18 protein-coding genes are annotated in these 23,285 nt (G+C 69.5%); 9 read left to right on the top strand and 9 right to left on the bottom strand.

Features of this window, described 5'->3' with window-relative positions; translation table 11 throughout:
• The first annotated feature begins 4 nt into the window (after window positions 1-4).
• From F464_RS0105100 to F464_RS0105075, 6 genes are all read left to right on the top strand, one after another.
• Window positions 5-1,036, top strand: a complete 1,032-nt coding sequence (locus tag F464_RS0105100; RefSeq protein ID WP_018988709.1) for a TRAP transporter substrate-binding protein — start codon at window positions 5-7, stop codon at window positions 1,034-1,036.
• A gap of 68 nt (window positions 1,037-1,104) precedes the next feature.
• Window positions 1,105-2,679, top strand: coding sequence for a benzoate-CoA ligase family protein (locus F464_RS0105095; protein ID WP_018988708.1), 1,575 nt, complete (start codon window positions 1,105-1,107; stop codon window positions 2,677-2,679).
• A gap of 181 nt (window positions 2,680-2,860) precedes the next feature.
• Window positions 2,861-3,607, top strand: coding sequence for an SDR family NAD(P)-dependent oxidoreductase (locus F464_RS0105090; protein ID WP_018988707.1), 747 nt, complete (start codon window positions 2,861-2,863; stop codon window positions 3,605-3,607).
• A gap of 53 nt (window positions 3,608-3,660) precedes the next feature.
• Entirely contained in the window at window positions 3,661-4,479 is an 819-nt protein-coding gene (locus F464_RS0105085; protein ID WP_018988706.1) for an enoyl-CoA hydratase family protein, read from the top strand.
• Window positions 4,480-4,778: 299 nt separating this feature from the next.
• Window positions 4,779-5,534, top strand: coding sequence for an enoyl-CoA hydratase/isomerase family protein (locus tag F464_RS0105080; protein ID WP_018988705.1), 756 nt, complete (start codon window positions 4,779-4,781; stop codon window positions 5,532-5,534).
• A 102-nt stretch (window positions 5,535-5,636) separates the two neighbouring features.
• Window positions 5,637-6,320: a TetR/AcrR family transcriptional regulator gene (locus F464_RS0105075; protein ID WP_018988704.1), complete on the top strand. Its 684-nt coding sequence runs from the start codon at window positions 5,637-5,639 to the stop codon at window positions 6,318-6,320.
• 35 nt (window positions 6,321-6,355) lie between these two features.
• On the opposite strand, the gene F464_RS0105070 is transcribed toward F464_RS0105075, so the two are convergent.
• The 9 genes from F464_RS0105070 to gpmI form a co-directional block, all read right to left on the bottom strand.
• A complete protein-coding gene (locus tag F464_RS0105070; RefSeq protein WP_018988703.1) occupies window positions 6,356-7,717 on the bottom strand; it encodes an alkaline phosphatase D family protein in 1,362 nt (453 codons plus the stop codon).
• Between the two features lie 119 nt (window positions 7,718-7,836).
• The gene (locus F464_RS0105065) at window positions 7,837-9,033 is read right to left on the bottom strand and encodes an efflux RND transporter periplasmic adaptor subunit (RefSeq protein WP_018988702.1); all 1,197 of its coding nucleotides are present in this window, start codon (window positions 9,031-9,033) and stop codon (window positions 7,837-7,839) included.
• Between the two features lie 4 nt (window positions 9,034-9,037).
• Entirely contained in the window at window positions 9,038-11,401 is a 2,364-nt protein-coding gene (locus F464_RS0105060) for an ABC transporter permease (protein ID WP_018988701.1), read from the bottom strand.
• 4 nt (window positions 11,402-11,405) lie between these two features.
• Window positions 11,406-12,152, bottom strand: coding sequence for an ABC transporter ATP-binding protein (locus F464_RS0105055; RefSeq protein ID WP_018988700.1), 747 nt, complete (start codon window positions 12,150-12,152; stop codon window positions 11,406-11,408).
• 82 nt (window positions 12,153-12,234) lie between these two features.
• Window positions 12,235-12,798 carry a lipocalin family protein gene (locus tag F464_RS0105050; RefSeq protein ID WP_018988699.1) on the bottom strand — a complete coding sequence of 188 codons (564 nt, stop codon included), beginning with the start codon at window positions 12,796-12,798 and terminating at the stop codon, window positions 12,235-12,237.
• Window positions 12,799-12,809: 11 nt separating this feature from the next.
• Window positions 12,810-13,448: a thiopurine S-methyltransferase gene (gene tmpT, locus F464_RS0105045; protein ID WP_018988698.1), complete on the bottom strand. Its 639-nt coding sequence runs from the start codon at window positions 13,446-13,448 to the stop codon at window positions 12,810-12,812.
• 60 nt (window positions 13,449-13,508) lie between these two features.
• Complete coding sequence (locus F464_RS0105040) at window positions 13,509-14,180, bottom strand: transglutaminase-like domain-containing protein (RefSeq protein ID WP_018988697.1); 672 nt, start codon at window positions 14,178-14,180, stop codon at window positions 13,509-13,511.
• Between the two features lie 181 nt (window positions 14,181-14,361).
• Entirely contained in the window at window positions 14,362-15,303 is a 942-nt protein-coding gene (locus tag F464_RS0105035) for a LysR substrate-binding domain-containing protein (RefSeq protein ID WP_018988696.1), read from the bottom strand.
• Window positions 15,304-15,651: 348 nt separating this feature from the next.
• Window positions 15,652-17,295 (bottom strand): 2,3-bisphosphoglycerate-independent phosphoglycerate mutase, encoded by a 1,644-nt coding sequence (gene gpmI / locus F464_RS0105030; protein WP_018988695.1) that lies wholly within the window; start codon window positions 17,293-17,295, stop codon window positions 15,652-15,654.
• A gap of 251 nt (window positions 17,296-17,546) precedes the next feature.
• Between gpmI and F464_RS0105025 the strand changes: the two genes are divergently transcribed.
• From F464_RS0105025 to fdhF, 3 genes are all read left to right on the top strand, one after another.
• Complete coding sequence (locus tag F464_RS0105025; RefSeq protein WP_018988694.1) at window positions 17,547-18,446, top strand: LysR family transcriptional regulator; 900 nt, start codon at window positions 17,547-17,549, stop codon at window positions 18,444-18,446.
• A gap of 211 nt (window positions 18,447-18,657) precedes the next feature.
• Entirely contained in the window at window positions 18,658-20,424 is a 1,767-nt protein-coding gene (locus F464_RS0105020; protein ID WP_018988693.1) for an NAD(P)H-dependent oxidoreductase subunit E, read from the top strand.
• Window positions 20,421-23,216 carry a formate dehydrogenase subunit alpha gene (fdhF, locus tag F464_RS0105015; protein ID WP_018988692.1) on the top strand — a complete coding sequence of 932 codons (2,796 nt, stop codon included), beginning with the start codon at window positions 20,421-20,423 and terminating at the stop codon, window positions 23,214-23,216. The genes F464_RS0105020 and fdhF overlap by 4 nt, the downstream gene beginning before the upstream one ends.
• Window positions 23,217-23,285 lie beyond the last annotated feature (69 nt).

Below are 23,285 nucleotides of genomic sequence, written 5' to 3'. Positions count from 1 at the left end.
CGCGATGAACACCGGAAAACTGCTCAAGCCGCTGCTGGCGGCCCTGCTGCTCGCGGGCGGTGCCGCCCAGGCACAGTCGGACAAGGTCGTCACGCTGCGCGTGCATCACTTCCTGCCGCCTTCGTCGAACACGCAGGTGAAGTTCCTCGAGCCGTGGTGTGCCAAGCTCGCGAGCGAGTCGGGCGGGCGCCTGAAGTGCCAGATCTACCCGGCGATGCAGATGGGCGGCACGCCGCCGCAGCTCTTCGACCAGGCCAAGGACGGCGTGGCCGACATCGTGTGGGCCGTTCCCGGCTACCAGGCCGGGCGCTTCCTCGTCTCGGAAGCCTTCGAGTTGCCCTTCATGGGCGTGTCGGGCGAGAAGTCCAGCCGCGCGCTGTGGACCTACGCGACGAAGAATGCGACCGCCGAGTACAAGGGCGTGCGCCCGCTGGTGTTCCACGTGATCTCCGGCATGGCGCTGCACACCACCGCGAAGCAGGTGCGCAGCATGGACGACCTGCGCGGCCTCAAGCTGCGCGCGCCAACCCGGCTGGCGACGCGCATGCTCAGCGCGCTCGGCGCGACGCCGGTGCCGATGCCGGTGCCGATGGTCACCGAGAGCCTCGCCAAGGGCGTGATCGACGGCGCGATGATCCCGTGGGAGGTCGTGCCGGCGATGAAGGTCCAGGAGGTCGTCAAGTACCACACCGAGACCGACCCGACGATGCCGCTGCTGTCGACCACGACCTTCATCCTCGCGATGAATCCGGCGAAATACGACAGCCTGCCGCCCGAGCTGAAGAAGGTCATCGACGCCAACAGCGGCCCCGAGGTGTCCGCGTGGGCCGGCAAGATCTGGGACGACGCAACGCTGACGGGACGGCAGGCCGGCGTCGACCACAAGAACACCTTCTACACCGTGCCCGCCGACGAGGTGGGCAAGTGGCAGAAGGCGTCCGAATCGGTCACGGCGGACTGGGTCAAGGAGGTCAGCGCCAAGGGCTACGACGGCAAGAAGCTGCTGGCCGAAGCCCAGGCGCTGCTCGCGAACTGAACCGAGTGCCATTTCCCTTGCACCCCGGCGCGCGCGCCGGGGACCCCTTCGGTCGTCCTGGAGCACCCATGAGTTTCGACAACACCGCACGCTGCGGCGCGATGAACGCCGCCGACGAGATCATCGGCCGTCCCCTCGCCCAAGGCCTCGCCGACCAGCCGGCGATCGTCGGTGGCGGCCGTTCCGTCACCTACGGCGAACTCGATGCGATGGTCAATCGCACCGGCAACGCGATGAAGGCGCGCGGCGTCGGCCGCGGCGAGCGCGTCCTCTTCCTGATGGATGATTCGCCCGAGATGGTGGCGGGCTACCTCGGCGCGATGCGCATCGGCGCGGTCGCCGTCGCCCTCAACGTGCGGCTCGCGCCGCGCGACGTGCGCTACGTGATCGAGGACAGCGCCTGCCGCCTGCTCTTCGTCGATGCCGAATTCGCCCAGCTGTACCAGGAGATCGCCGCCGAGCTGGCTGATCCGCCGCAGGTCGTCGTGCGCGGCACCGCGCCGCGCGTCGGCGGCGTGCCGCTCGACGACTTCGTCGCCGGGCAACCGGACACGCTGGCATCGGAGCCGGCGGCGCCTGACGACGTTGCCTTCTGGGTGTATTCGTCGGGCACGACGGGGCGGCCCAAGGCGGTGATGCACACGCACGGCTGCGTGCTGATCGCCGACCGCATGGAGGCCGACTACTTTGGCGTGCGCCCCGGCGACCGCATCTTCGCCACGTCCAAGATGTTCTTCGGCTGGGCGTTGGGCCATTCCATGATGGGCGGGCTGCGCTGCGGCGCGACGGTCGTCGTCGCCCCCGGCTGGCCAGATCCGCTGCGTATCATGGAAGTGGTCGACACCCACCGGCCGGCGCTGTTCTTCAGCACGCCGGTGATGTACCGCAACCTGCTGCGCGAGGGGGCGGGCGAGAGCGAAGGTTTCCGCAACGTGCGCCATTTCCTGTCGGCGGGCGAGAAGCTGCCCGAGACGCTGTACGAGTCCTGGCTCGAAGCGATCGGCAAGCCCATCGTCGACGGCATCGGCGCCTCGGAGACGATCTTCCTCTTCCTCGTCAACGAAGGCCACGCGCAGCGCCCCGGCTCCTGCGGCAAGCCCGTGCCCTGGGCCGAAGTGCGCCTGGTCGACGAGAGCGGCGCCGACATCACCGAACCCGGCGTTCCCGGCCAGATCGCGATCCGCACGCCCTCGCAGTTCAGCGGCTACTGGAACCTGCCCGAGCAGACGGCGAAGTCCCTGCGCGACGGCTGGTACTTTCCCGGCGACATGTTCAGCTTCGACGCCGACGGCTACTGGTACCACAACGGCCGCGCCGACGACATGCTGAAGATCTCCGGCCAGTGGGTGAGCCCGTCCGAGATCGAGGCCTGCGCGATGACCGCGCCGGACATCGCCGAGGCTGTCGTCGTCGGCGTGCCACAGGAGGACGGCCTCACGCGCCTCGTGCTGGTGGCCGTGGCGAAGGACCCGTCAGCGAGCCAGTCGCGCCTGTCCACGCAGGTGCAGGACACGCTGATGGCGAACCTCTCGATCTACAAATGCCCGCGCACCGTGCGCTTCGTCGACGAGCTGCCGCGCACCGCGACCGGCAAGATCCAGAAATTCCGCCTGCGCGAGCTGCTCAAGGCGGGGCGGCTGTAGGACGTCCATCGCCCGATCCCGACGGAATTTTGTGTAAAGGGCTTGACTAGATTTATCGAATGAACGAACATTCATTCAACTGCTGACGGAACCGGACTCGGGACGCTGCAGCAAACAGGAAACGGGGCGGCGGAAGCGAAGACGCCCCTGGCTCGAATGACTGGTGAATGAGGAGACAGACATGAACCTGCAAGGCAAAACGGCCGTCGTCACGGGCGGTGCATCCGGGATCGGGTATGCGACGGCGGAGACGCTGGCGCGGGCGGGGGCGAAGGTCGTGATCGGCGACATCGACGCGGCCAAGGGCGCGGCCGCGGCCGGCCTGCTCGCCGAGCAGCGCCTCGACGTCGATTTCGTCCGTCTCGACGTCACCGACATGGACTCCATCCACGCCTTCCGCGACGAAACCTATCGCCGCCATCCCCAGGTCGACATCGTCGCCAACGTTGCCGGCTGGGGCAAGATCCAGCCCTTCATGGAGAACACGCCCGATTTCTGGCGCAAGGTCATCGACCTCAACCTGCTCGGGCCGGTCGCGGTGTCGCAGGCCTTCCTGCAGCAGATGATAGAGCGCGGCTCGGGCAAGATCGTCACCGTGTCGAGCGACGCCGGCCGCGTCGGTAGCCTGGGCGAGACCGTGTATTCGGGCGCCAAGGGCGGCGCGATCGCCTTCACCAAGTCGCTCGCCCGCGAGGTTGCGCGCTACAACATCAACGTCAACTGCGTCTGCCCCGGCCCGACCGACACGCCGCTGCTGCAGGCGGTGCCGGAAAAGCACCGCGAGGCCTTCGTCAAGGCGACCCCGATGCGCCGCCTCGCCAAGCCGTCCGAGCTCGCCGACGCCGTGCTGTTCTTCGCCAGCGACCGCGCGAGCTTCGTCACCGGCCAGGTCATCAGCGTCAGCGGCGGTCTCACGCTCGCAGGCTGAGTGATCGTTCAATCACATTTCGCAAGCACGTAATCCACCTTCAGGAGACTCTCATGTACAAGCTCAAAGCCGCCGAATGGCGTCCGGAACACTTCAAGCTCGAAGTCGTCGACCGCGTCGCGACCATCACCCTCAACCGCCCCGAGCGCAAGAACCCGCTCACTTTCGAGAGCTACGCGGAGCTGCGTGACACCTTCATCAAGCTGCAGTACGCCGAGGACGTCCGCGCGGTCGTCATCACCGGCGCCGGCGGCAACTTCTGCTCCGGCGGCGACGTGCATGACATCATCGGGCCGCTGACCAAGATGGACATGAACGGCCTGCTGGCCTTCACGCGCATGACCGGCAATCTGGTCAAGGAAATGCGCAACTGCCCGCAGCCCATCATCTCGGCGGTGGACGGCATCTGCGCCGGCGCCGGCGCGATCATCTCGATGGCTTCCGACCTGCGCTACGCCACCCCCGAAGCGAAGACCGCCTTCCTCTTCGTGCGCGTCGGCCTCGCCGGCTGCGACATGGGCGCGTGCAGCATCCTGCCGCGCATCATCGGCCAGGGGCGCGCCTCCGAGCTGCTCTACACCGGTCGCTCAATGAGCGCGGAGGAGGGGCGCGCGTGGGGCTACTTCAACGACATCGTGCCGGCCGAGAAGGTGCTGGCGAAGGCGCAGGAGCTGGCGCTGTCGCTCGCCAACGGCCCGGCCTTCGCGCATTCGATGACAAAGAAGTGCCTGCACCAGGAGTGGAACCAGACCATCGAGCAGGCGCTCGAGACCGAAGCCGAAGCCCAGGCGATCTGCATGCAGACGCAGGACTTCACGCGCGCCTACAACGCCTTCGTGAACAAGCAGGTGCCGAAGTTCGAAGGCAATTGACGTTCCGGCGCGCCGGTGCGGCCGTCCCCGCCGCCCGGATGCGCCTTGCCGTACGGCCGGTTTGACGCGCAGTTTCGCCGGCCGGTTTGCCAGGGGCGTCGCATTCGCGGCCTGTGCGTTATGCCAAAGATCTCTCCTCCGATGTGCGCAGAGGCCGGCGACGCCCCGTTTTTTTCCACTGCAGCAACGCAGAAGCCGTTCGCCCCGAGCTTGTCGAAGGGCCGCGTTCAGCAGGGCTTCGACAGGCTCAGCCCGAACGGTACGTAGTTGATGGCGCTCGGGCCAAAAAGGACATCGCAATGATTTCGCTGAGGATTGACGATTCGATCGCGACCGTGACGCTGTGCCGTGCCCCGGTCAACGCGATCAACGATGAATGGATAACCGAATTCGACCGCATCCTCGCCGAACTCGAACACACGCCGCGCATCAACGTCCTGTGGATCCGCAGTGCCGAGCGCGTGTTCTGCGCCGGCGCCGACCTTGAAGTGATCGGCGCGCTGTTCGCCACCGAGGCCGGGCGCGTGCAGATGATAGACATCACGCGGCGCATGCAGCAGCTCTACGCCCGCCTCGAACGCCTGCCGCAGGTCACGGTCGCGGAAATCGGCGGCGCGGCGATGGGCGGCGGCTTCGAACTCGCGCTCGCGTGCGACCTGCGCGTCGTCGCCGACAGCGCCAAGGTCGGCCTGCCCGAAGCGCGTCTGGGCCTGCTCCCGGCCGCGGGCGGCACGCAGCGCATGACGCGCATCTGCGGCGAGGCCGTCGCGCGACGCCTGATCCTCGGCGCCGAAGTCCTCGGCGGCGCGGACGCCGTGACGCTCGGCTGCGCGCACTGGGTCGCCCCGGCGGCCGAACTGGAGAGCTTCACCCGCGGAATCGTCGCGCGCATCGCCGCACTGCCCGCGCTGGCGCTGTCCGAGTGCAAGCGCTGCATCACGGTCGCGGTGGAAGGCCGCGAGGACGGCTACGAGGTCGAACTCGCCGGCAGCGCGGCCCTGCTCGCCGACGGCGAAACGCAGCAGCGCGTGCGAGCCTTTCTGAACCGTCAGTAAGGTCCGGGGAACGGCGACGCGGAAACCCGGCCGCTCCGGTGGCACAATACGGCGTCCGGCCAACGCCGGGCTTTGCGGCAATGGTTCACCGAGGGAAGGGACATGAGTTCAGCAGAAAGCGTCAAAAGCGTGGTCACGGACCCGAAGCTGGTCGAGGAGCGCCGTCACCAGATCATCAGCGCGGCCACCAAGCTCTTTTCCGAGCAGGGCTACTACACGACGACGATTCTGCAGATCGCCCGCGAGGCCAAGGTCAGCACCGGCCTGATCTACCAGTACTTCGGCGACAAGGACGACATCCTGTTCCTGACGCTGAAGAACGTGCTCGACACCTACGAGCAGGAAATCCCGCGCCAGATCGAAGGCCTGACGCACCCCGTCGAACGCTTGTGCGGCGCCGTATGGGCCTACTGCGCGGTGGTCGACGCCCAGCGCGAGGCGACGGTGCTCGCTTACCGCTCGACCAAATCCCTGCGCGCCGACCGGCGCGTGCTGATCAAGGACGGCGAGACGCGCACCAACCGCATGATCGAGAAGTCGATCCGCGCGTGCACGACCGGCGGCTTCATGCGGCCGGTGAACGAATATCTGCTCGGCTACCAGATCGTCAATTTCGCCCACGCCTGGGCGCTCAAGCACTGGGCCTTCGACGACCGCTTCAGCCTCGCCGAATACGTCGAGGAAGGCCTGCTGCTGCTCGTGGAGCCCTTCCTGACGGCCAAGGGCAAGACCGCGCTGGCGAAGATCCCGAAGAACGCCGAGGCGCCGCAGCACCAACCGGGCTGAGGCCGCGCGCGGCACCCGGCCCCCGCCGGGCGCGCTCACGGCGTGCGCAGCCGCGCTGCCGGAATCTCCTTCTCCCACAGGCGCGTGCCCGCGGCGTTCCACGCGGCGATGCGCAGCAGGCGCGCACCGGCCGGCCCGGCGAACTCCAGCGTGCAGAAGTTGCGCTGCGTAACCAGCGTCCCGGGCACCTCGCGCACCGGGAACGGGCGGGGATGCACGCGCGAGGTCAGCGGCGAGCAGGTCAGCTCGGTCAGCGGGTAGGTTCCGGGGCGCTCGCGCTCGGTCAGGTGGGTGTAGTGGATGTCGCCGGAGACGAAGAATACGCCGTCGATGCGCTCGGTTGCGAGCCAGTCGAGGAAGGCCTGACGCTCGCGCGGGAAGTTGTGCCAGCCTTCGCCTCCGCGCGCGTCGGGCGAGGGGCGGTCGCTGAGCATGCGGCTGCCGTTGGCGACCAGCTTGAAGGTGGCGCGCGAGTCGCGCAGTGCGCCCTTGAGCCACTCCAGCTGCTGCGCGCCGAGCATCGTCCGCCCGGGGTCGGCCCCGGCATCGTCGTCGCGGTGGTAGCGGTCGTCGAGCAGGAACAGCTCGACGTCGCCGAGCGGCACCCGGGTGAAGATGCCGGGCGCGTCGGGCAGTCCGTAGCCGGGATTCGCCCAATAGTCGCGGAATAGCGCAAGCGCCGTCGCCTTGAGTGCGAAGTCGCGGTTCGAGTTGTCGGGGCCGTAGTCGTGGTCGTCCCAGATGGCGACGTGCTGGCCGGTGCGCAGCAGCCGCTGCATCGGCGCGAAGCCACGCGTGGCCACCCAGCGCCTGTCCATCCGCGCGGCGGCCTGGTCCGCCGGCGCGAAGTCGTCGTCGCGGTAGTAGATGCTGTCGCCCAGCCACAGCATCAGGTCGGGCCGCCGAGCGGCGACGGTATCGAAGATCTCGAAGCCGGCGCCGAAGGAGTCCGGCGTGAGCACGTAAGGCGGGTCGGGGACGTAGTTGCACGAGCCCGTGGCGATGAGCAGCTCGCGAGGCGCGGCAGGATCCGCCGGCGCGGTGGTGAAGGCGGGCGGCTCGCCGAGCTCGACCGGATTCCCATCGAGCAGCACGCGGTAGGCGTAGCGGGTGGCGGCCTGCAGACCGTCGAGGTCGACGCGCGCGGTGTGGCCGCGCTCCGGGCCGGCGGCAACCGGCGCACTGCGCCGCACCGTGTCGGGCTGTCCCTGCGGCCAATACTCGAGCTGCACTTGCGCGGGGGCGTCGGTCATCAGCCACACGCCGACGCGCGTGGCCGTCGCCGGCCCGGCCATCGGGCCGCCGGCCAGGTCGGCCGCTCCGGCGCCGCCCGCATGCAAGGCCAGCAGCAGCCAGGACAGCGCCAGGCGGCGCAGGGCGTGATCACCGAAGGGCATTGCGCCGCATGCCGTCGAACGCATCGCCGAGATGGCCCGCCGCCCAAGCGAGCGCACAGGCCCCACGCGCCCGAGAAAGAGGGGGCGGGCTCGATTCTCCAGGGATCGATGAGGATGTTTCACCGCCCGCTCACCTTCACCCCATCCCGCAGCCGGTCGTCCGGATGCACGATGACCCGCTCGCCTTCCTTCAGCCCGTCAAGAACCTGCGCGACCAGCCCGGTGCCCTGACCCGTCTCGACGCGCCGGCGCACCGCACGCCCTTCCTCCACCGCGAATACCGCCCAGCCGTCGCCGTCGCGGAACAGCGCGCTCGCGGGCACCTGCAGCACGTCCTCGCCTTCCCACAGCACGAAACTCGCCTCCACGCGGTAGCCGTCGCCAAGGTGCTGCCAGGTTTCGGGCGCCGACGCGAAATCCGCGATCACCCACACGCGCTGCTCCTCGACGCCCAGCGCCGAGACCTTCGTGAAGCCCGCCGGCTCGACCACGCGCACCTTGCCTTCAAGCGCGCCGTCGCCGCCCCAGCGCTCGAACAGCACGCGCGTGCCGGGGCGGATGCGCACCGCGTCGGCGGAGAGCACGTCGACCTCGACCTCCAGCGCGCGAGCGTCGCCGATCTCCACGAGCGGCTGGCCTGCCTCGACCGCGCCCTCGCTCTTGCGCGGGATCTTCAGCACCTGCCCGGCGACCGGTGCGCGCACCTCGACCGGCGCGCCGGTCCCGCCCGCCGCCGCGAAGCCCAGCGCCGTGCGCGCCGCCTCCAGCTCGTGGCGCGCGGTGGCCACCGTGAAGCGCGCCGAGCGCAGCTCCGCGCCCGCCCGTTCGTCCTCGGCCGCCGCACGGTCCTCGGCTTCCGCCGCGACGTGGCCGGACGCGCGCAGCCGCTTCATGCGCTCCAGCTCCTTCGCCGCGAGCGCCGCGCCGGCTTCCGTCGCCTTCACCCGCTGCTCGACCGCCGCGAGGTTCGCCTGCGCCGCCGCCACACGCGCCTCGGCCTCGGCGCGCCGGCGCGCGTCCAGCACCGCCGAGCGCGAGGCTTCGAGCGCGACGAGGGTGTCGCGGGCGGCGACCGTATCACCGACGTCGAGGTCGATGCGCCGCGCATAGCCGTCGACCGGCGCCGTCACGACGTAGCGATCGACGACGCGCGTGCGTCCCTCCTGCTCCACCGTCACGCGCAACGGCGCACGCACCACCTCGCCGAACTCGACCACCACCGGCTGCGGCCGGAAGCCCGAATACAGGCCCCAAGCCACTGCCGCGACGATCAGCATGAACACGATCTGGCGGCGCCATTGCACCCTGGTCTTCATGGCTTCACTCCGGAGTCTTCAATACCGCGATGAGATCGAGCCGGTCGAGGCGGCGGCGCACCGCGAGGCCCGACAGCAGCGCCGAGATCAGCACCACCGCGACCGCGAAGGCGTAGGTCTGCGGCACCAGCACGACCGGGACGCGGAAGAGGTCTGTCTGCATTGTTTGCGCGATGTAATAGCACATCGCCTCGCCCAGCTTGAGCCCGAGCGGAATCGCGACCAGCGTCAGGATGCCCAGCTCACCGAGCAGGATGTAGCCGATCTCGCCACGGGTGAATCCCAGCACGCGCAGGCTCGCGAGCTCCCGCCCGCGCTCGGTCAGCGCGATGCGCGCGCTGTTGTAGATCACGCCGAAGGCGATGATCACCGCGAACACTGTCGACACGTAGGTGAAGAACAGCATCGTCTCGTCCATCAGGCGGTTGAAGTTTCGGATTTCCTGCACCCGCTCGGCCACGCCCGCGACGCGCGGCAAGCCCTTCAGGCGGGCGTACAGCCCCTGCAGCTGCGCGTGATCGACGGCGAGCCACGCGCCCGAGATGGTCGGCCCCTCGTGCATGAAGCGGTTGAGCGCCGCGAGATCCATGTAGGCCGCGACGCCCAGGTACTCCTTCACCAGGCCCGCGACGACCGCCTCGCGCAGCGGCCGGTTGCCCTCCAGCACCTCGACGACGATGCGGTCGCCCGCGCGAACGTCCAATATCTTGCCGAGATGGTCGGTCATCAGGATCCCATCCGATGGCATCGCGACCGGGCGCAGCTCGGTGTCGAGCAGACGCTGCAAGTCGCCGTGCGGCTCGATCCCGCGGATCGTCGTGCGGTAGTCCAGATGCCCGTGACGCAGCCGCACCGGCACGGAGCGGAACGCTTCCACATGCTCGATCCCCGGCAGCCCGGCGAGGTCGAAGCGCGCGCGGTAGGCCGTTGGTTCCGTAAACGCCACCGACAGGTCCTCGCGCTGCGCCATGCCGTAGTGCACGTTCATCATGTAGCCGACGGTGTCGCGCTGGAACAGGCCGGTCAGGATGATGCCGCATGCGAGCGCGATGCCCAGCACCGTCAGCGCCGACTTCAGCGGCTTGCGCCAGATGTGGCGCAGGATCATGCGCGTGGGCTGCGACAGCCAGCGCTTGATGCCCAGCTTCTCCACCAGCGTCTCGCGGTAGCGCGGCGGCGGTTCCGGGCGCATCGCCTGCGCCGGACTCAGGCTCGCCGCGCGCCACACCGCGACGACGGTGCCCGCGCCCGCCGCGGCGAAGCTCGCGCCCGCGGCCTCGAGGACGGTCTGCGTCTGCAGGCTGAAGCGCAGCCACGGAAAGTAGTAGAACTCCATGTAGATCCCGGACAGCGCATACCCCAGCCACACCCCCAGCGCGGTGCCGCCGAGGACGCCGCTGCCGGCGATCATCGCGACGAGCTTCAGGTAATGCGCGATCACCGCGCCGTTGCCGTAGCCGAAGGCCTTGAGCGTCGCGACCTGCTCGCGCTGCATCGTCACCAGCCGGCTGATCACGACGTTGAGCAGGAAGGCCGCCACGCCCATGAACATCGTCGGGAACAGCGTCGCCAGGGTGCCGAGCTGGTCCAGCTCCTGGGTGAGGAAGCGGTGCGAGAGCTGGTCCTTGCGCGCGTACGCGCCGAGCCCGCCGAAGGGCGTGATCAGCGCATCGACGCGGTCGATCACGTCCTGCGCGTCGGCGCCCGGACGCAGGCTCAGCGCGAGGTCGTTGAACGCGCCGTCGAGGTCGTAGGCCTGCCCCAGCGCCTTGCGCCCCATCCACATCACGCCGTAGCGCTTCGGGTCCGGGAAGGCCGAACCGGGGCGCAGCTGCTGCACGAACTCCGGCGACAGCGCCGTGCCGACCACCGTCAGCGCCTGGCGCCGGCCGTTGAGGATGGCGTGGAAGCGGTCGCCCGGATGCAGCGTGTGCGCCTTCGCGAAGGGCGTGCTGACCACCACCTCGTCCGCGCGCCCCGGCAGCGGCAGCCGCCCCGCGCGCAGGTGCAGGCCGTTCAGGCCGTGCGGCGCATCGTCGGCGAGCGACACCATGCGCGCGCTCACCGGCTCGGGGAAATCCGGCATGTCGAGTCGCACCGGTTCGACGACGCGCGTCTCCACGCGCTCGATGCCGGGAATCGCGGCGATGCGCGCGCGCAGCGACTCCGGCGCGCGCTTTAGCGTCGCGAACACCTCGGCGAAGCGGTACTCGCGGTAGTAGTCGTCCTGCGTCGCGCGCAGCGCGCCGAGCGTCGACAGGAACATCACGTAGGTGCCGACGCCGCACATCACCACCAGCGCGATCGCCACCGCCTGCCCGCGCATGTGCCACAGGTCGCGCCACAGTTTGCGGTCGATGGCGCGCATGGCGCTACCAGCTCAGCTCGGAGGCCGCCTTGCGGCTCGCGTTGCGTTCGATGCGCACGACTTGGCCGTCGCCGAAATGCACGACCCGGTCCGCCATCGCCGCGATCACCGCGTTGTGCGTGATCACCACCGTCGTCGTCCCCAGCTCGCGATTCACGCGCGCGATCACCTCCAGCACCATCACGCCGGTCTGCGCATCCAGCGCCCCGGTCGGCTCGTCGCACAGCAGCACCTGCGGCCGTTTCGCCACCGCCCGCGCGATCGCCACGCGCTGCTGCTCCCCGCCCGACATCTGGCTGGGGAAGTGGTCCATGCGTGGTGCGAGCCCCACCAGCGCCAGCGCCTCCTCGGGCGTCATCGGGTTCTGCGAGATCTCGGTGACCAGCGCGACGTTCTCGCGTGCCGTGAGGCTGGGGATCAGGTTGTAGAACTGGAACACGAAGCCGACATGCTCGCGCCGGTACTGCGTCATCGCCGCATCGTCATCGACGGTGAGGTCGTGCTCCGCATAGCGCACCGTCCCGCTCGTGGGCGTGTCCAACCCGCCGAGGATGTTCAGCAGCGTCGATTTGCCGCTTCCCGACGGCCCCAGCAGCACCACCAGTTCGCCCGCGTACAGGTCCAGATCGACCCCGCGCAGAGCCTCCACGCGCACCTCGCCCATCTGGTACACCTTGGTGAGGCCGCGCGCCTCGAAGATGGGGCGCGGCGCAGGGGCCGACAGCGGGGGAGGGGAGGCTTGCTCCGGCATGCGAAGCTCCGGCGGTCAATACGCTGGGAGCATAGCTTGGCAGGCCCTGGATGTCGCGCGCGACGCCGCTCGGGATGCGAACTTAGTCCGTCTGACGCGTCATCTCCAGGCGCGAGAGGTCGAAGCCCTGCGCGGCGAGGCGGGTGCGCAGCGCGTCCAGGGCTGCCGGCGCGACCTCCGGCGTGCGCGACAGGATCCACAGATATTCGCGCCCCGGTTCGCTCACCGCCGCGAGGCGGTAGTCCGGGTCGAGGTCGATCACCCAGTAGTCGCCCCACACGGCGGGGATGAAGGACAGCCACGCCGGCGCGAAGCGCACCTTCAGCCGCGGCGAATTCGCCTCGCCGATCTGGCGTGCCGTCCCGATCGCCTCGTCGAGCTGGCCGTCGGCCGTCCTGCAGCGGTTCGCCACGCGCACCCGCCCGTCTTCCTGCAGCCGGTACTCGGCCTGCGTGAAACCCGCGCAATGCTTCTGGAAGCGGTTCGGGTACCTGGCGATCTCGTACCACGTGCCCATGTAGCGCGGCACGTCCAGCGCCGCGATGCTCGTCAGCGCCGGCTGGGGCGCCTCGGCCGCGGCGGTCGGCGCGTGCGCGCACAGCACGAGCGCCGCGAGCAGGGCCGGGAGGGCGGAGGCTATGGGCATCGTCGGGCGCGTCAGGCCTTCTTCATCAGCCAGACGCTTTCCTTCGCCGGGGTCTTGCCTTTCAAGCCGCCCGCCACGTCGATGTGCGCGAGCCGGGTCAGGTGGTAGCGGCCTTCGTAATGGAGCCGCACTTCGTCGGCGTCGATCGAGAACGGGGGGCCTTCGTGCTGCTGCGGGTCGTATTCGAAGCAGATGAGGAGCTGCGGCGCGCTGTGCGTGATGTCCGCCAGATGCGCGGCGTAGCGGTGGCGCATCGCATTCGGCAGGGCGACGAGGGCGGCGCGGTCGTAGACGGCATCGACGGGGCCGAGCGTCTCGCGGCTCAGGTCGAAGAAATCGCCGACGTAGATGTCGATATCCGGGGCTGCATAGTGATCGAGCGCGCCCACGCGCGTGACCGTGGGCTCGACGCCCAGCTCGGCGAAGAGCTGCCCGATCGCGAGCGGGCTCAGCTCGGCGCCGGCGACGCGATACCCTTGCGCGAGCAGCCAGTGGATGTCGAGCGTCTTGCCGCACAGGGGCAGGAAGACGCGGCTGCCCGGGCCGAGCGCGAGGGCGCCGAAATGTTCGACGAGCAGGACGTGAGCGTCACTGCCGTGGAAGCCGATCTCGTTGCGTTCCCACTTCGAATGCCAGAAATCCGGCTCCATTGCTGATGTCTCCTGGGTTGCGGGTGCGACGCGCAGCTTCCGGCCGCCGGTCACGCCAAACTACGCGGGCTGGTTTTCCCTTTCCACGTCCGCGAGGAAATCCGCCGTCTTCATCTGTTCTGCCTGCTCCAGCCACACCGGATAGTGCGTGCGGAAATCGGCGGAGATCTGCGACAGCGGCACGTCGGAATAATAGCCGCGCTGGTGCACGTACTCCATATGCTGATTGCCGCTGCGGTCGAAGGCGTGGTAGATCGAGTCGCTGCGGCCATCGAATTCGAGCGGCAGCAGGCCGAAGCGCTCGCACAGCGTGAGGTTGAAGGCCGGCGTGGCCTTGTACCAGTCGCCGTCGATGAGGATCTCGGTGTAGCCGTGCCAGCGATAGAGGTCCGAGCCGATCGTCTGGCGCATGCGTTCGGTGCTGAGGTGGTTGCGCACGTCGGCGTAACCGAGGCGCGCGGGGATGCCCGCTGCGCGGCACACGGCGGCCAGCAGCGTGGCCTTCGGCACGCACCATCCGGCGCCGGCGGCGATGACGCTGCTCGCCTTCATCCCGGCTTCGGTCAGGTCGATGCGATAGGGGTCGTAGCGGAAGCCGTCGCGCACGGCGTAGTACAGCGACACCGCGCGCTCGCGCACGTCCTTGCCGCGGCAGTGCGTTTGGGCGAAGGCGAGGACGTCAGGGTGGTCACTGTCGATCAGGGTGGTCGGCGAAAGGTTGGCATCGGTCATCGCGGTGTCCCGTAAGGCAAAAGAGTGGGGCTCAAACAATCATTCACTGTGATGATGGCACGGAAAGCGGGTGCTGTGCTGCGACAGTGTTTCCAATTGTCCGTTCCGGACTCGACTCACGAGCTCACCACCAGGCGGGTGCGGGCCGAAGCCCGACAGCCCTCGCGGACCGGCGTTCCAGTCAGTCCGGCGCGGCCACCGGCGCCGCGCCCTGCCAGCGTCCCGTGCGCGCGAGCTCCCGGCACAGGGGGGTCGTCAACGCGGCCACCGCGTCCGCGGCCGCGGACAGGGGCAGGTGACGCGACGCGCACAACACCACGCGCCGGGTGAGCGCGGGCGTCACCTCCACTCCCGCGAGCAGGCCTGCGTCGAGCTCATGGCGCAGCGGCATCGGCGGCAGCAGCGTGTGGCCCAGGCCGGCCAGCAGACTCGTGCGCAGGATGCTGATCGAACTGATGTCGGCCACCACATTGGGGCGCGGCAGGCCCTGCGCGCGGGCCGCCTGCTCGATGATCGGCCTTACGCCGTGCGGCGCTGCGGGCAGGATCAGCGGCAGCGCGAGTGCCGTGCGCAGCGTGATGGCCGGCTGCCGCGGACGGTCGGGCGCCTGCGCGGGCGAAATCAGCAGCAGGCGTTCGTCGAGCAGCGGCTGCTGCGTGAATTCGCCGATCAGGCCGTCGTCGAAGAGCACCGCGAGGTGGAGCTGGCCGCTGCGCAGCTGCGGCACGAGGTTGCCGGTTAGCTCCTCGGTCAGTTCCAGCTCGACCTTGGGCAGCCGTTCCCGCACCGCCTGCAGCAGCGGCAGGGCCAGTGCGGCCGACACGCTGTGCGGGATGCCGAACACGACCTTGCCGGTCGGTTCGCCATGTGCCGCCTGCACCGCCAGGCGCGCATCCTCGACCTGGCGCAGGATCGCAGTCGCATGGGCGAGAAAGATCCGCCCCGCCTCGGTAGGCTCCACGCCCCGCCGCGACCGATGGAACAGGGGCGCCCCCAGCTCCTCCTCGAGTTGCGCGAGCTGGTGGCTCAGGGCCGACTGCGCAACGAACACCTGCCCGGCCGCCTTCGACAGGCTGCCCGACTTGGCGATCGCGATGACGTAACGCAACTGGCGCAGTTCCATGCGTCCGATTGTAGCGAAGTATCGCGAAATCAGATCGCAGGATCGGAATTCGATATTTTCCAGATCGAATGCGTTCGCGTCTAATGGACCCATCCGCTGCCGACGCATCCACCGCCGCCACAAGCGACGGCCCTCGGGCCCCACCCCGCCCGGATGCATCGGCCCGGCGTTCCCACCGGAATCGCCTCCAGCCGGACGCTGCGCCAACCGGCGTGCGATGAACCAGCCGGGCCAACCCGCACACACTGCGGTGTTGGCCCGCTTTCGCGCGCCCTGCAAATGTCGCGGAAGAAAGCGTAGCCGCCCGGCTTTCGAGCGCGGGCGGCTACGCCGGTCCGGTCTTGCCGCTCAGCGCACCTCGAGCAGGCTCGCGTCCCAGGCCGCGTGCTTCTCGAAGCCCATCAGGTTTGCGACCGTCGCCGCGATGTTCGAAAGGCCCGCACCCTCGACCGCCTTCAGCCCAAGCCTGCCGCCGCTGACCTTGTCGTACAGGATCAGCGGCACCGGGTTGAGCGTGTGCGCGGTCTTGGCCTTGAAGGAGCCGTCGGCGTTCTGCGCGGGCTGTTTGGTCTTCTTGTCGAGCTCGAACATCTCGTCGGCGTTGCCGTGGTCGGCGGTGATCAGCGCGACGCCGCCGGCGGCGTCGATCGCGGGCAGCAGGCGCGACAGCGCGAGGTCGACGGCCTCGATCGACATCGTCGCGGCGCGGAAGTGGCCGGAGTGGCCGACCATGTCGCCGTTCGCATAGTTGCAGCGCAGGAAGCGGTACTTGCCCGAGCGGATCGCCGCGATCATCGCGTCGGTGATCTCGGCGGCCTTCATCCACGGGCGCTGCTCGAAGGGCACGACGTCGCTCGGCACTTCCTGCCAGGTCTCGCCGTCGAACTTGTTTGAGCGGTTGCCGTTCCAGAAGTAGGTCACGTGGCCGAACTTCTGCGTTTCGGAGCACGCGAACTGCGCGACGCCGCTCTTCGACAGCCACTCGCTCATGGTGTCGCGGATAGCCGGCGGATCGACGAGGAAGCGCTTGGGCAGCTTGAGGTCGCCGTCGTACTGCAGCATGCCGGCGTAGGTGACCCTGGGCACGCGCACGCGCTCGAACTTGTCGAACTCGGCGCCTTCCTCGAATGCGCGCGTGATCTCGATCGCGCGGTCGCCGCGGAAGTTGTAGAAGACGACCGCGTCGCCGTCCTCGATCGTGCCGACCGGCTGGCCGTTCTTGCCGATGACGAAGGCGGGCAGGTCCTGGTCGATCGTGCCGGGGTGCTTCTCGCGCAGCGCGCGCACCGCCTCGGAGGCGCTCGCGAACTGCTCGCCGCGGCCCAGCACGTGCGTGTGCCAGCCCTGCTCGACCATCTTCCAGTTCGCGTCGTAGCGGTCCATGGTGATCGTCATGCGCCCGCCGCCCGAGGCGATCTGCGCGTCGAAGCCGCCCGCCTGCAATTCGGCGAGGAAGGCCTCGAAAGGCTCGACGTATTCGAGCGCGCTGGTTTCGGGTACGTCGCGGCCGTCGAGCAGCGCGTGGATGCGGACCGCCTTCACGCCTTCGTCGCGCGCGCGCAGCACCATCGCCTTCAGGTGCTCGATGTGGCTATGCACGTTGCCGTCGGAGAAGAGCCCGATGAAGTGCAGCACGCCGCGCCCCGCCTTCGCGCCGGCGACGACCTGCTGCCACGCCTCGCCCTGCCAGATCGCCCCCGACGCGATCGCGCCGGCGACCAGCGCTGCGCCCTGCGAATACACCTGGCCGGCGCCGATCGCGTTGTGGCCGACTTCCGAGTTGCCCATGTCCTCGTCCGAGGGCATGCCCACCGCCGTGCCGTGCGCGCGCAGCGTGATGTTCGGGTACTTCGCGAAGAGTGCGTCGAGCGTCGGCTTGCGCGCCGCGGCGATCGCGCTGCCGACCTCGGTCTTGGGGATGCCGTAGCCGTCCATCACGATGACGACGACCGGGCCGGCGATGCCGGGGAAGGACGGGAGCTTTTGCAGCATTCTGGGGAGTCCTGTGTTGGGGGCGGAAAACCCTGCATTTTAGCGAAGGTATGGGCCCTGTTCCGCATGAGAACGTTACCGGATCGGGCGTAGGTGATTGTCATGTTCGGGCGTAGGGCGGGAGTAGCGCAGCGCGTCCCGCCATTCCGGCGACAAACAATGCCCCGACCGCCGCATGGCGGGATCCGCCTTCGGCTCCTCCCGCCCTGCGTGTCTGGCGAGCCGCCGCCGCAGGCCTTATCCTCTCCGTCATGATCGCCCGCAAATACCTCTACCTCCTCGCCCTCGCGCGCGAGCGGCATTTCGGCAGGGCCGCGGAGAGCTGTCACGTGTCGCCGTCTACGCTGTCCGCGGCGATCCGCGACCTGGAGGGCGAGCTGGGCGTCGCGCTGGTGGTGCGCGGGCAGCGCTTCGCGGGGCTCACGGCCGAAGGGGAGTGCGTCGTCGCGCATGCGAAGCGCGTCGCGGCGGGTGCCGACGACCTGCGCCACGAGCTCGGCATGCTGCGCGACGGGCTGCGCGGGCCGCTGCGCATCGGCGTGATCCCGACGGCGCTGCCGGTGGTCGCATCGCTGACCAACGCCTTCGCCGACGCACATCCGGCGGTCGCGATCGAGGTGCATTCGGCGAGCACGCAGGCGATCCTCACGCAGCTGCGCAACTTCGAGCTGGAGGCGGGGGTCGTCTATTCCCATTCGGCCGACGCCGCGGATCTGCACTACCTTCCGCTGTGGCGCGAGCAGCTGGTGTTCGTGACGAGCGCTTGCGGCGCGGTCGCGGACGATCGCCTCGAATGGACAGCCGCGGCGCGTCAGCCGCTGTGCCTGCTGTCGCGCGACATGCAGAACCGCCAGACCATAGACCGCGTCTTCGAGAGCCTGGAATGCACGCCGCACGTCGGGCTGGAGACGAACTCCATCCTGAGCCTGCTCGCGCACGTTCGCACCGGGCGCTGGTCTACGATCCTGCCGCGCAGCGTGCTCGGTCTCGTCGGCGCTCCCGAGGAACTGCGCGTGCTGCCGCTCGTGAAGCCGTCGGTCGCATGGGAAACGGGGCTCGTGACGTTGAAGCGGGAACCGGGCTCCCCGCTCGTCGACGCGCTGCTTGCTGCAGCGGGCACGCTCTCTCCAGTGTTCGGAAAAAGCGAATAGGCCTTCGGCAGATTCCGCTTTTCTCGCCCCGAGCGCTGCACTATTGTTCCGTCGACCCGGCCGCGGCCGGTGCCCCGTCGTAGGGCGGGAGGAGCCGGAGGCGTATCCCGCCACCCGGCGATTGAACGGCGGGACGCGCGCTGCGCGCCTACCGCCCTACGTTTCGAGCGGGTGTGCAATGGCGGATACGGCGAGCGGCATGGGAAACATCATGGATCAGAAAGGGCAGGGCGGGCGTCCCGAGGGCGCCGGTAAAGGTTCAGGAGGAGGTCGTGGTGAAAAAGCCGGGAAGGGCGGCGGGGAGCGCGGACGCAAGCGCGAACCGCTGCCCGAATCCGCGCTCGCAGCCGCCGCCGCGGCGCTTGCGCCCGACCTCGACGCCGGCGTCGCGCCCCGCGCCGACCGCCTGATCGAATACCTGCACCGCCTGCAGGACGCGCATGGCGCGCTGCACGCCGACCACCTCGCAGCGCTCGCCGAGGCGCTCAAGCTCGCGCGCGCCGAGGTGTTCGAAGTCGCGACCTTCTACCACCACTTCGACTTCGTCCCGGCCGGCGCTGAAGCGCCGCCGGCGCTCACCGTGCGCGTGTGCGACTCGCTCGGCTGTGCGATGGCGGGCGGCGCCGAGCTCGCCGCGTCACTCGCGAGCCGTCTCGGCGCCGACGTGCGCGTGCAGCGCGTGCCCTGTGTCGGGCGCTGCGATTCGGCGCCGGTCGCGGTCGTCGGGCAGCAGCCGGTGCTGAACGCCGATGCGGACAAGGTCGTCGCGGTCGTCGCCAGCGGCGAGCGCGACGAGGCGCTGCCCGATGCGATCCGTTTCGACGCCTACCGCGCCGCGGGTGGCTACGCGCTGTGGGACGCGCTGCGCAGCGGCGAACGCGATGCCGAATCCATCATCGCGGCGCTCGACGGCGCGGGCCTGCGCGGCCTGGGCGGCGCAGGCTTCCCGGCCGCGCGCAAGTGGCGCACGGTCGCGGCACAACCCGCGCCGCGCAACATGGCGATCAACATCGACGAAGGCGAACCGGGCACCTTCAAGGACCGCCACTACCTCGCGACCGACCCGCACCGCTTCATCGAAGGCATGCTGATCGCTGCGCGCGTCGTGGGCATCGCCGGCATCTGGATCTACATCCGCGACGAATACCCCGCGCTGCGGCGGCTCCTCGCCGAGGAACTGGACCGCGTGCGCGCCGAATGGCCGGACCTGCCGCCCATCGAGCTGCGCCGCGGCGCCGGCGCCTACGTGTGCGGCGAGGAATCGGCGATGATCGAGTCGATCGAAGGCAAGCGCGGCATGCCGCGGCTGCGCCCGCCCTACGTCGCCGAGGTGGGCCTCTTCGGCCGCCCGACGCTGGAGCACAACCTCGAGACGCTGTGGTGGGTGCGCGACATTGTCGAGAAGGGCGGGGACTGGTTCGCGAGCTTCGGCCGCAACGGGCGCAAGGGCCTGCGCAGCTTCTCGGTCAGCGGGCGCGTCGCGAAGCCCGGCGTCGTCGTCACGGACGCCGGCATCACGCTGCGCCAGCTCGTCGACGAGCACTGCGGCGGCATGCTCCCCGGCCACGAGCTGTACGGCTATTTCCCCGGCGGCGCCTCGGGCGGCATTCTCCCCGCGAGCCTCGCCGATGTGCCGCTCGACTTCGATACGCTCGCGCCCCACGGCTGTTTCATCGGCTCCGCGGCGATCGTCGTGTTCTCGCAGCATGACCAGGCGCGCGTGCTGGCCGAAAACGCGATGGAATTCTTCGCCCACGAATCCTGCGGCCAATGCACGCCCTGTCGCGTCGGCACCGCGAAGGCGGCCGAGCTGATGAAAGCGCCGGAATGGAACGCGGGCCTGCTCACCGAACTCGGAAAGACCATGATGGACGCCTCGATCTGCGGCCTCGGCCAGGCCGCGCCGAACCCGATGCAATCGGTGCTGCGCTTCTTCCCGCATGAAGTTGCCGCCAAGCAGCAGGAGAAAACCGCATGAACGCCGCCGACATGATCCGCTTCGAACTGGACGGCCGCGAGATCGACGCCGCGCCGGGCGAGTCCATCCTGCAGGCGGCGAGCCGCGCTGGCGTGGAGATTCCGCACCTGTGCTACACGGACGGCCTGCGCGCCGACGGCAACTGCCGCGCCTGTGTGGTCGAGATCGACGGCGAGCGCGTGCTCGCGCCCTCGTGCTGTCGCGCGCCCAAGCCCGGCATGAAGGTGCAGGCCGAGAGCGAGCGCGCACGCGCCTCGCAGCGCATGGTGCTGGAACTCCTGCGCGCCGACGTACCGGCCGAGGTCGAGAAGGCCGACTCCGAGCTCGCGCACTGGTGCGACGAGCTCGGCGTGAAGGAAAGCCGCTTCGCACCGCGTGAACAACCGGCCGCCGACCGCAGCCACCCCGGCATCGCCGTGAACCTCGCCGCCTGCATCCAATGCACGCGCTGCCTGCGCGCCTGCCGCGAGGAACAGGTGAACGACGTCATCGGTCTCGCGCGCCGCGGCGCCGACACCGCCATCGTGTTCGACTTCGGCGATCCGATGGGCACGTCGAGCTGCGTCGGCTGCGGCGAATGCGTGCAGGCCTGCCCGACCGGCGCGCTGCTGCCCGCGGCGCTCGCGACGGCCGCGCCCGAGCCTGCCGTCGTGCTGGGCGCCTTTGCCGAACCGATCGGGACGCCCGCGCCGGTCGCCGAGACGAAAGCCATCGACTCGCTGTGCCCCTACTGCGGCGTCGGCTGCCAGACCACCTACCACGTCGCGGGCGAAGGCTCCGACGCGAAGATCGTGCACGTCGTCGGCCGCGACGGCCCTGCGAACGCCGGCCGCCTGTGCGTGAAGGGCCGCTACGGCTTCGGCTACCCGCGCCATTCGCAGCGCCTCACAAAGCCGCTGATCCGCAAGCCCGGCATCCCCAAGGCCGTCGACCTCGACCCGTCCAACCCGCTCGCGGCCTTCCGCGAGGCGAGCTGGGAGGAGGCGCTGGACGCCGCCGCCGCCGGCCTCGTCCGCATCAAGGCCGCTCACGGCCCGCACGCGCTCGCCGGTTTCGGCTCCGCGAAGGGCAGCAACGAAGAGGCCTACCTCTTCCAGAAGCTCGTGCGCGCGGGCTTCGGCACGCACAACGTCGATCACTGCACGCGCCTGTGCCACGCGTCGTCCGTCGCCGCGCTGCTCGAAGGCATCGGCTCGGGCGCGGTGTCCAACCCGGTGCGCGACGTCGAATTCGCCGACGTGATCGTCGTGATCGGCGCGAACCCGGCCGCGAATCACCCGGTCGCCGCGTCCTTCATCAAGAACGCGGTGGAGGGGGGCTCCAAGCTCGTGCTGATGGACCCGCGCGAAACCCCGCTCGCCCGCCACGCCCACCGCTTCCTGCAGTTCCGGCCCGACGCCGACGTCACGCTGCTGCTGTCGCTCGCGTGCGTGATCATCGAGGAAGGGCTCACCGACGAGGCCTTCATCGCCGCGCGCACCGAAGGCTTCGACGCCTTCCGCACCGCCGCGCTGCAATTCCCGCCCGAGCGCGTCGAATCCGTCACCGGCATTCCCGCGGCCACTGCGCGCGAAGTCGCCCGCCTGTACGCGAAGGGCCCCAACAGCATGATCTTCTGGGGCATGGGCGTGTCGCAACACACCCACGGCACCGACAACTCGCGCTGCCTGATCGCGCTCGCACTGATGACCGGCCAGATCGGCCGCCGCGGCACCGGCCTGCATCCGCTGCGGGGCCAGAACAACGTGCAGGGCGCCTCCGACGCCGGCCTCATCCCGATGATGTTCCCGGACTACCAGCGCGTCGCCGATCCCGCGATCCGCGCGAAGTTCGAGACGCTGTGGCAGACGCGGCTCTCGGACAAACCCGGCCTCACCGTCGTCGAGATCATGGACGCCGCGCTCGCGGGCGAGATCCGCGGCATGTACATCGAAGGCGAAAACCCCGCGATGTCCGACCCCGACCTCGCGCACGCGCGCGCCGCGCTCGGCGGGCTCGACCACCTCGTCGTGCAGGACCTCTTCCTCACCGAGACCGCGATGCTCGCCGACGTGATCCTGCCCGCCTCCAGCCTGATGGAGAAGGCCGGCAGCTTCACCAACACCGACCGCCTCGTGCAGCTCTCGCAGCCCGTGCTGCCGCTGCCCGGCGACGCGCGGCCCGACTGGTGGATCATCCAGCAGATCGCGCAGCGCCTCGGCCTCGCATGGAACTACGCCGGTCCCGCGGACATCTTCGACGAACTGCGCCAGGCGCTGCCCGCCTACGCCGGCATCACCTGGTCCCAGCTCGAAGAGCAGGGCGCCGTGATTGCACCGAAGTTCACGGAGGACGGGCCGTCCTACCCGGTGCTGTTCGAGCAGGATTTCCCCACCGCGAACGGCCGTGCGCGCTTCGTCGCCGTCACGCCGCTGCCCGCCGCGGAACTGCCCGACGAGGCCTTCCCCTTCGTGCTCACGACCGGCCGCGTGCTCGAACACTGGCACACCGGCTCGATGACGCGCCGCGCCAACGTCCTCGACGCGCTCGAACCTCAGCCGTGGTGCACCGTGCATCCGGACGACCTCGCCGCGCTGGGCCTGTCGTCGGGCGATACGATCGCGCTGGAAACGCGCCGCGGCGCGATCCGGCTCGAAGCCCGCGCCGACCGCGGCATGCAGGAGGGCTCGATCTTCATGCCCTTCTGCTACGTCGAAGCCGCCGCGAACCTGCTCACGCAGCCCGCGCTGGACCCCTTCGGCAAGATTCCGGAGTTCAAGTACTGCGCGGCGCGGATCGCAGGCGTCCCGTAGCGCGGGATGGAATCCGGCCGTCCTCCGGGTCGGCCGTTGCGGCGGGATTCCATCCCGCCCGACGCCGTT

It is taken from the genome of Aromatoleum toluclasticum ATCC 700605, from assembly GCF_000378245.1.
In the GTDB taxonomy this organism is placed as follows: domain Bacteria; phylum Pseudomonadota; class Gammaproteobacteria; order Burkholderiales; family Rhodocyclaceae; genus Aromatoleum; species Aromatoleum toluclasticum.
This window is presented reverse-complemented; position numbering and strand designations above follow the sequence as displayed.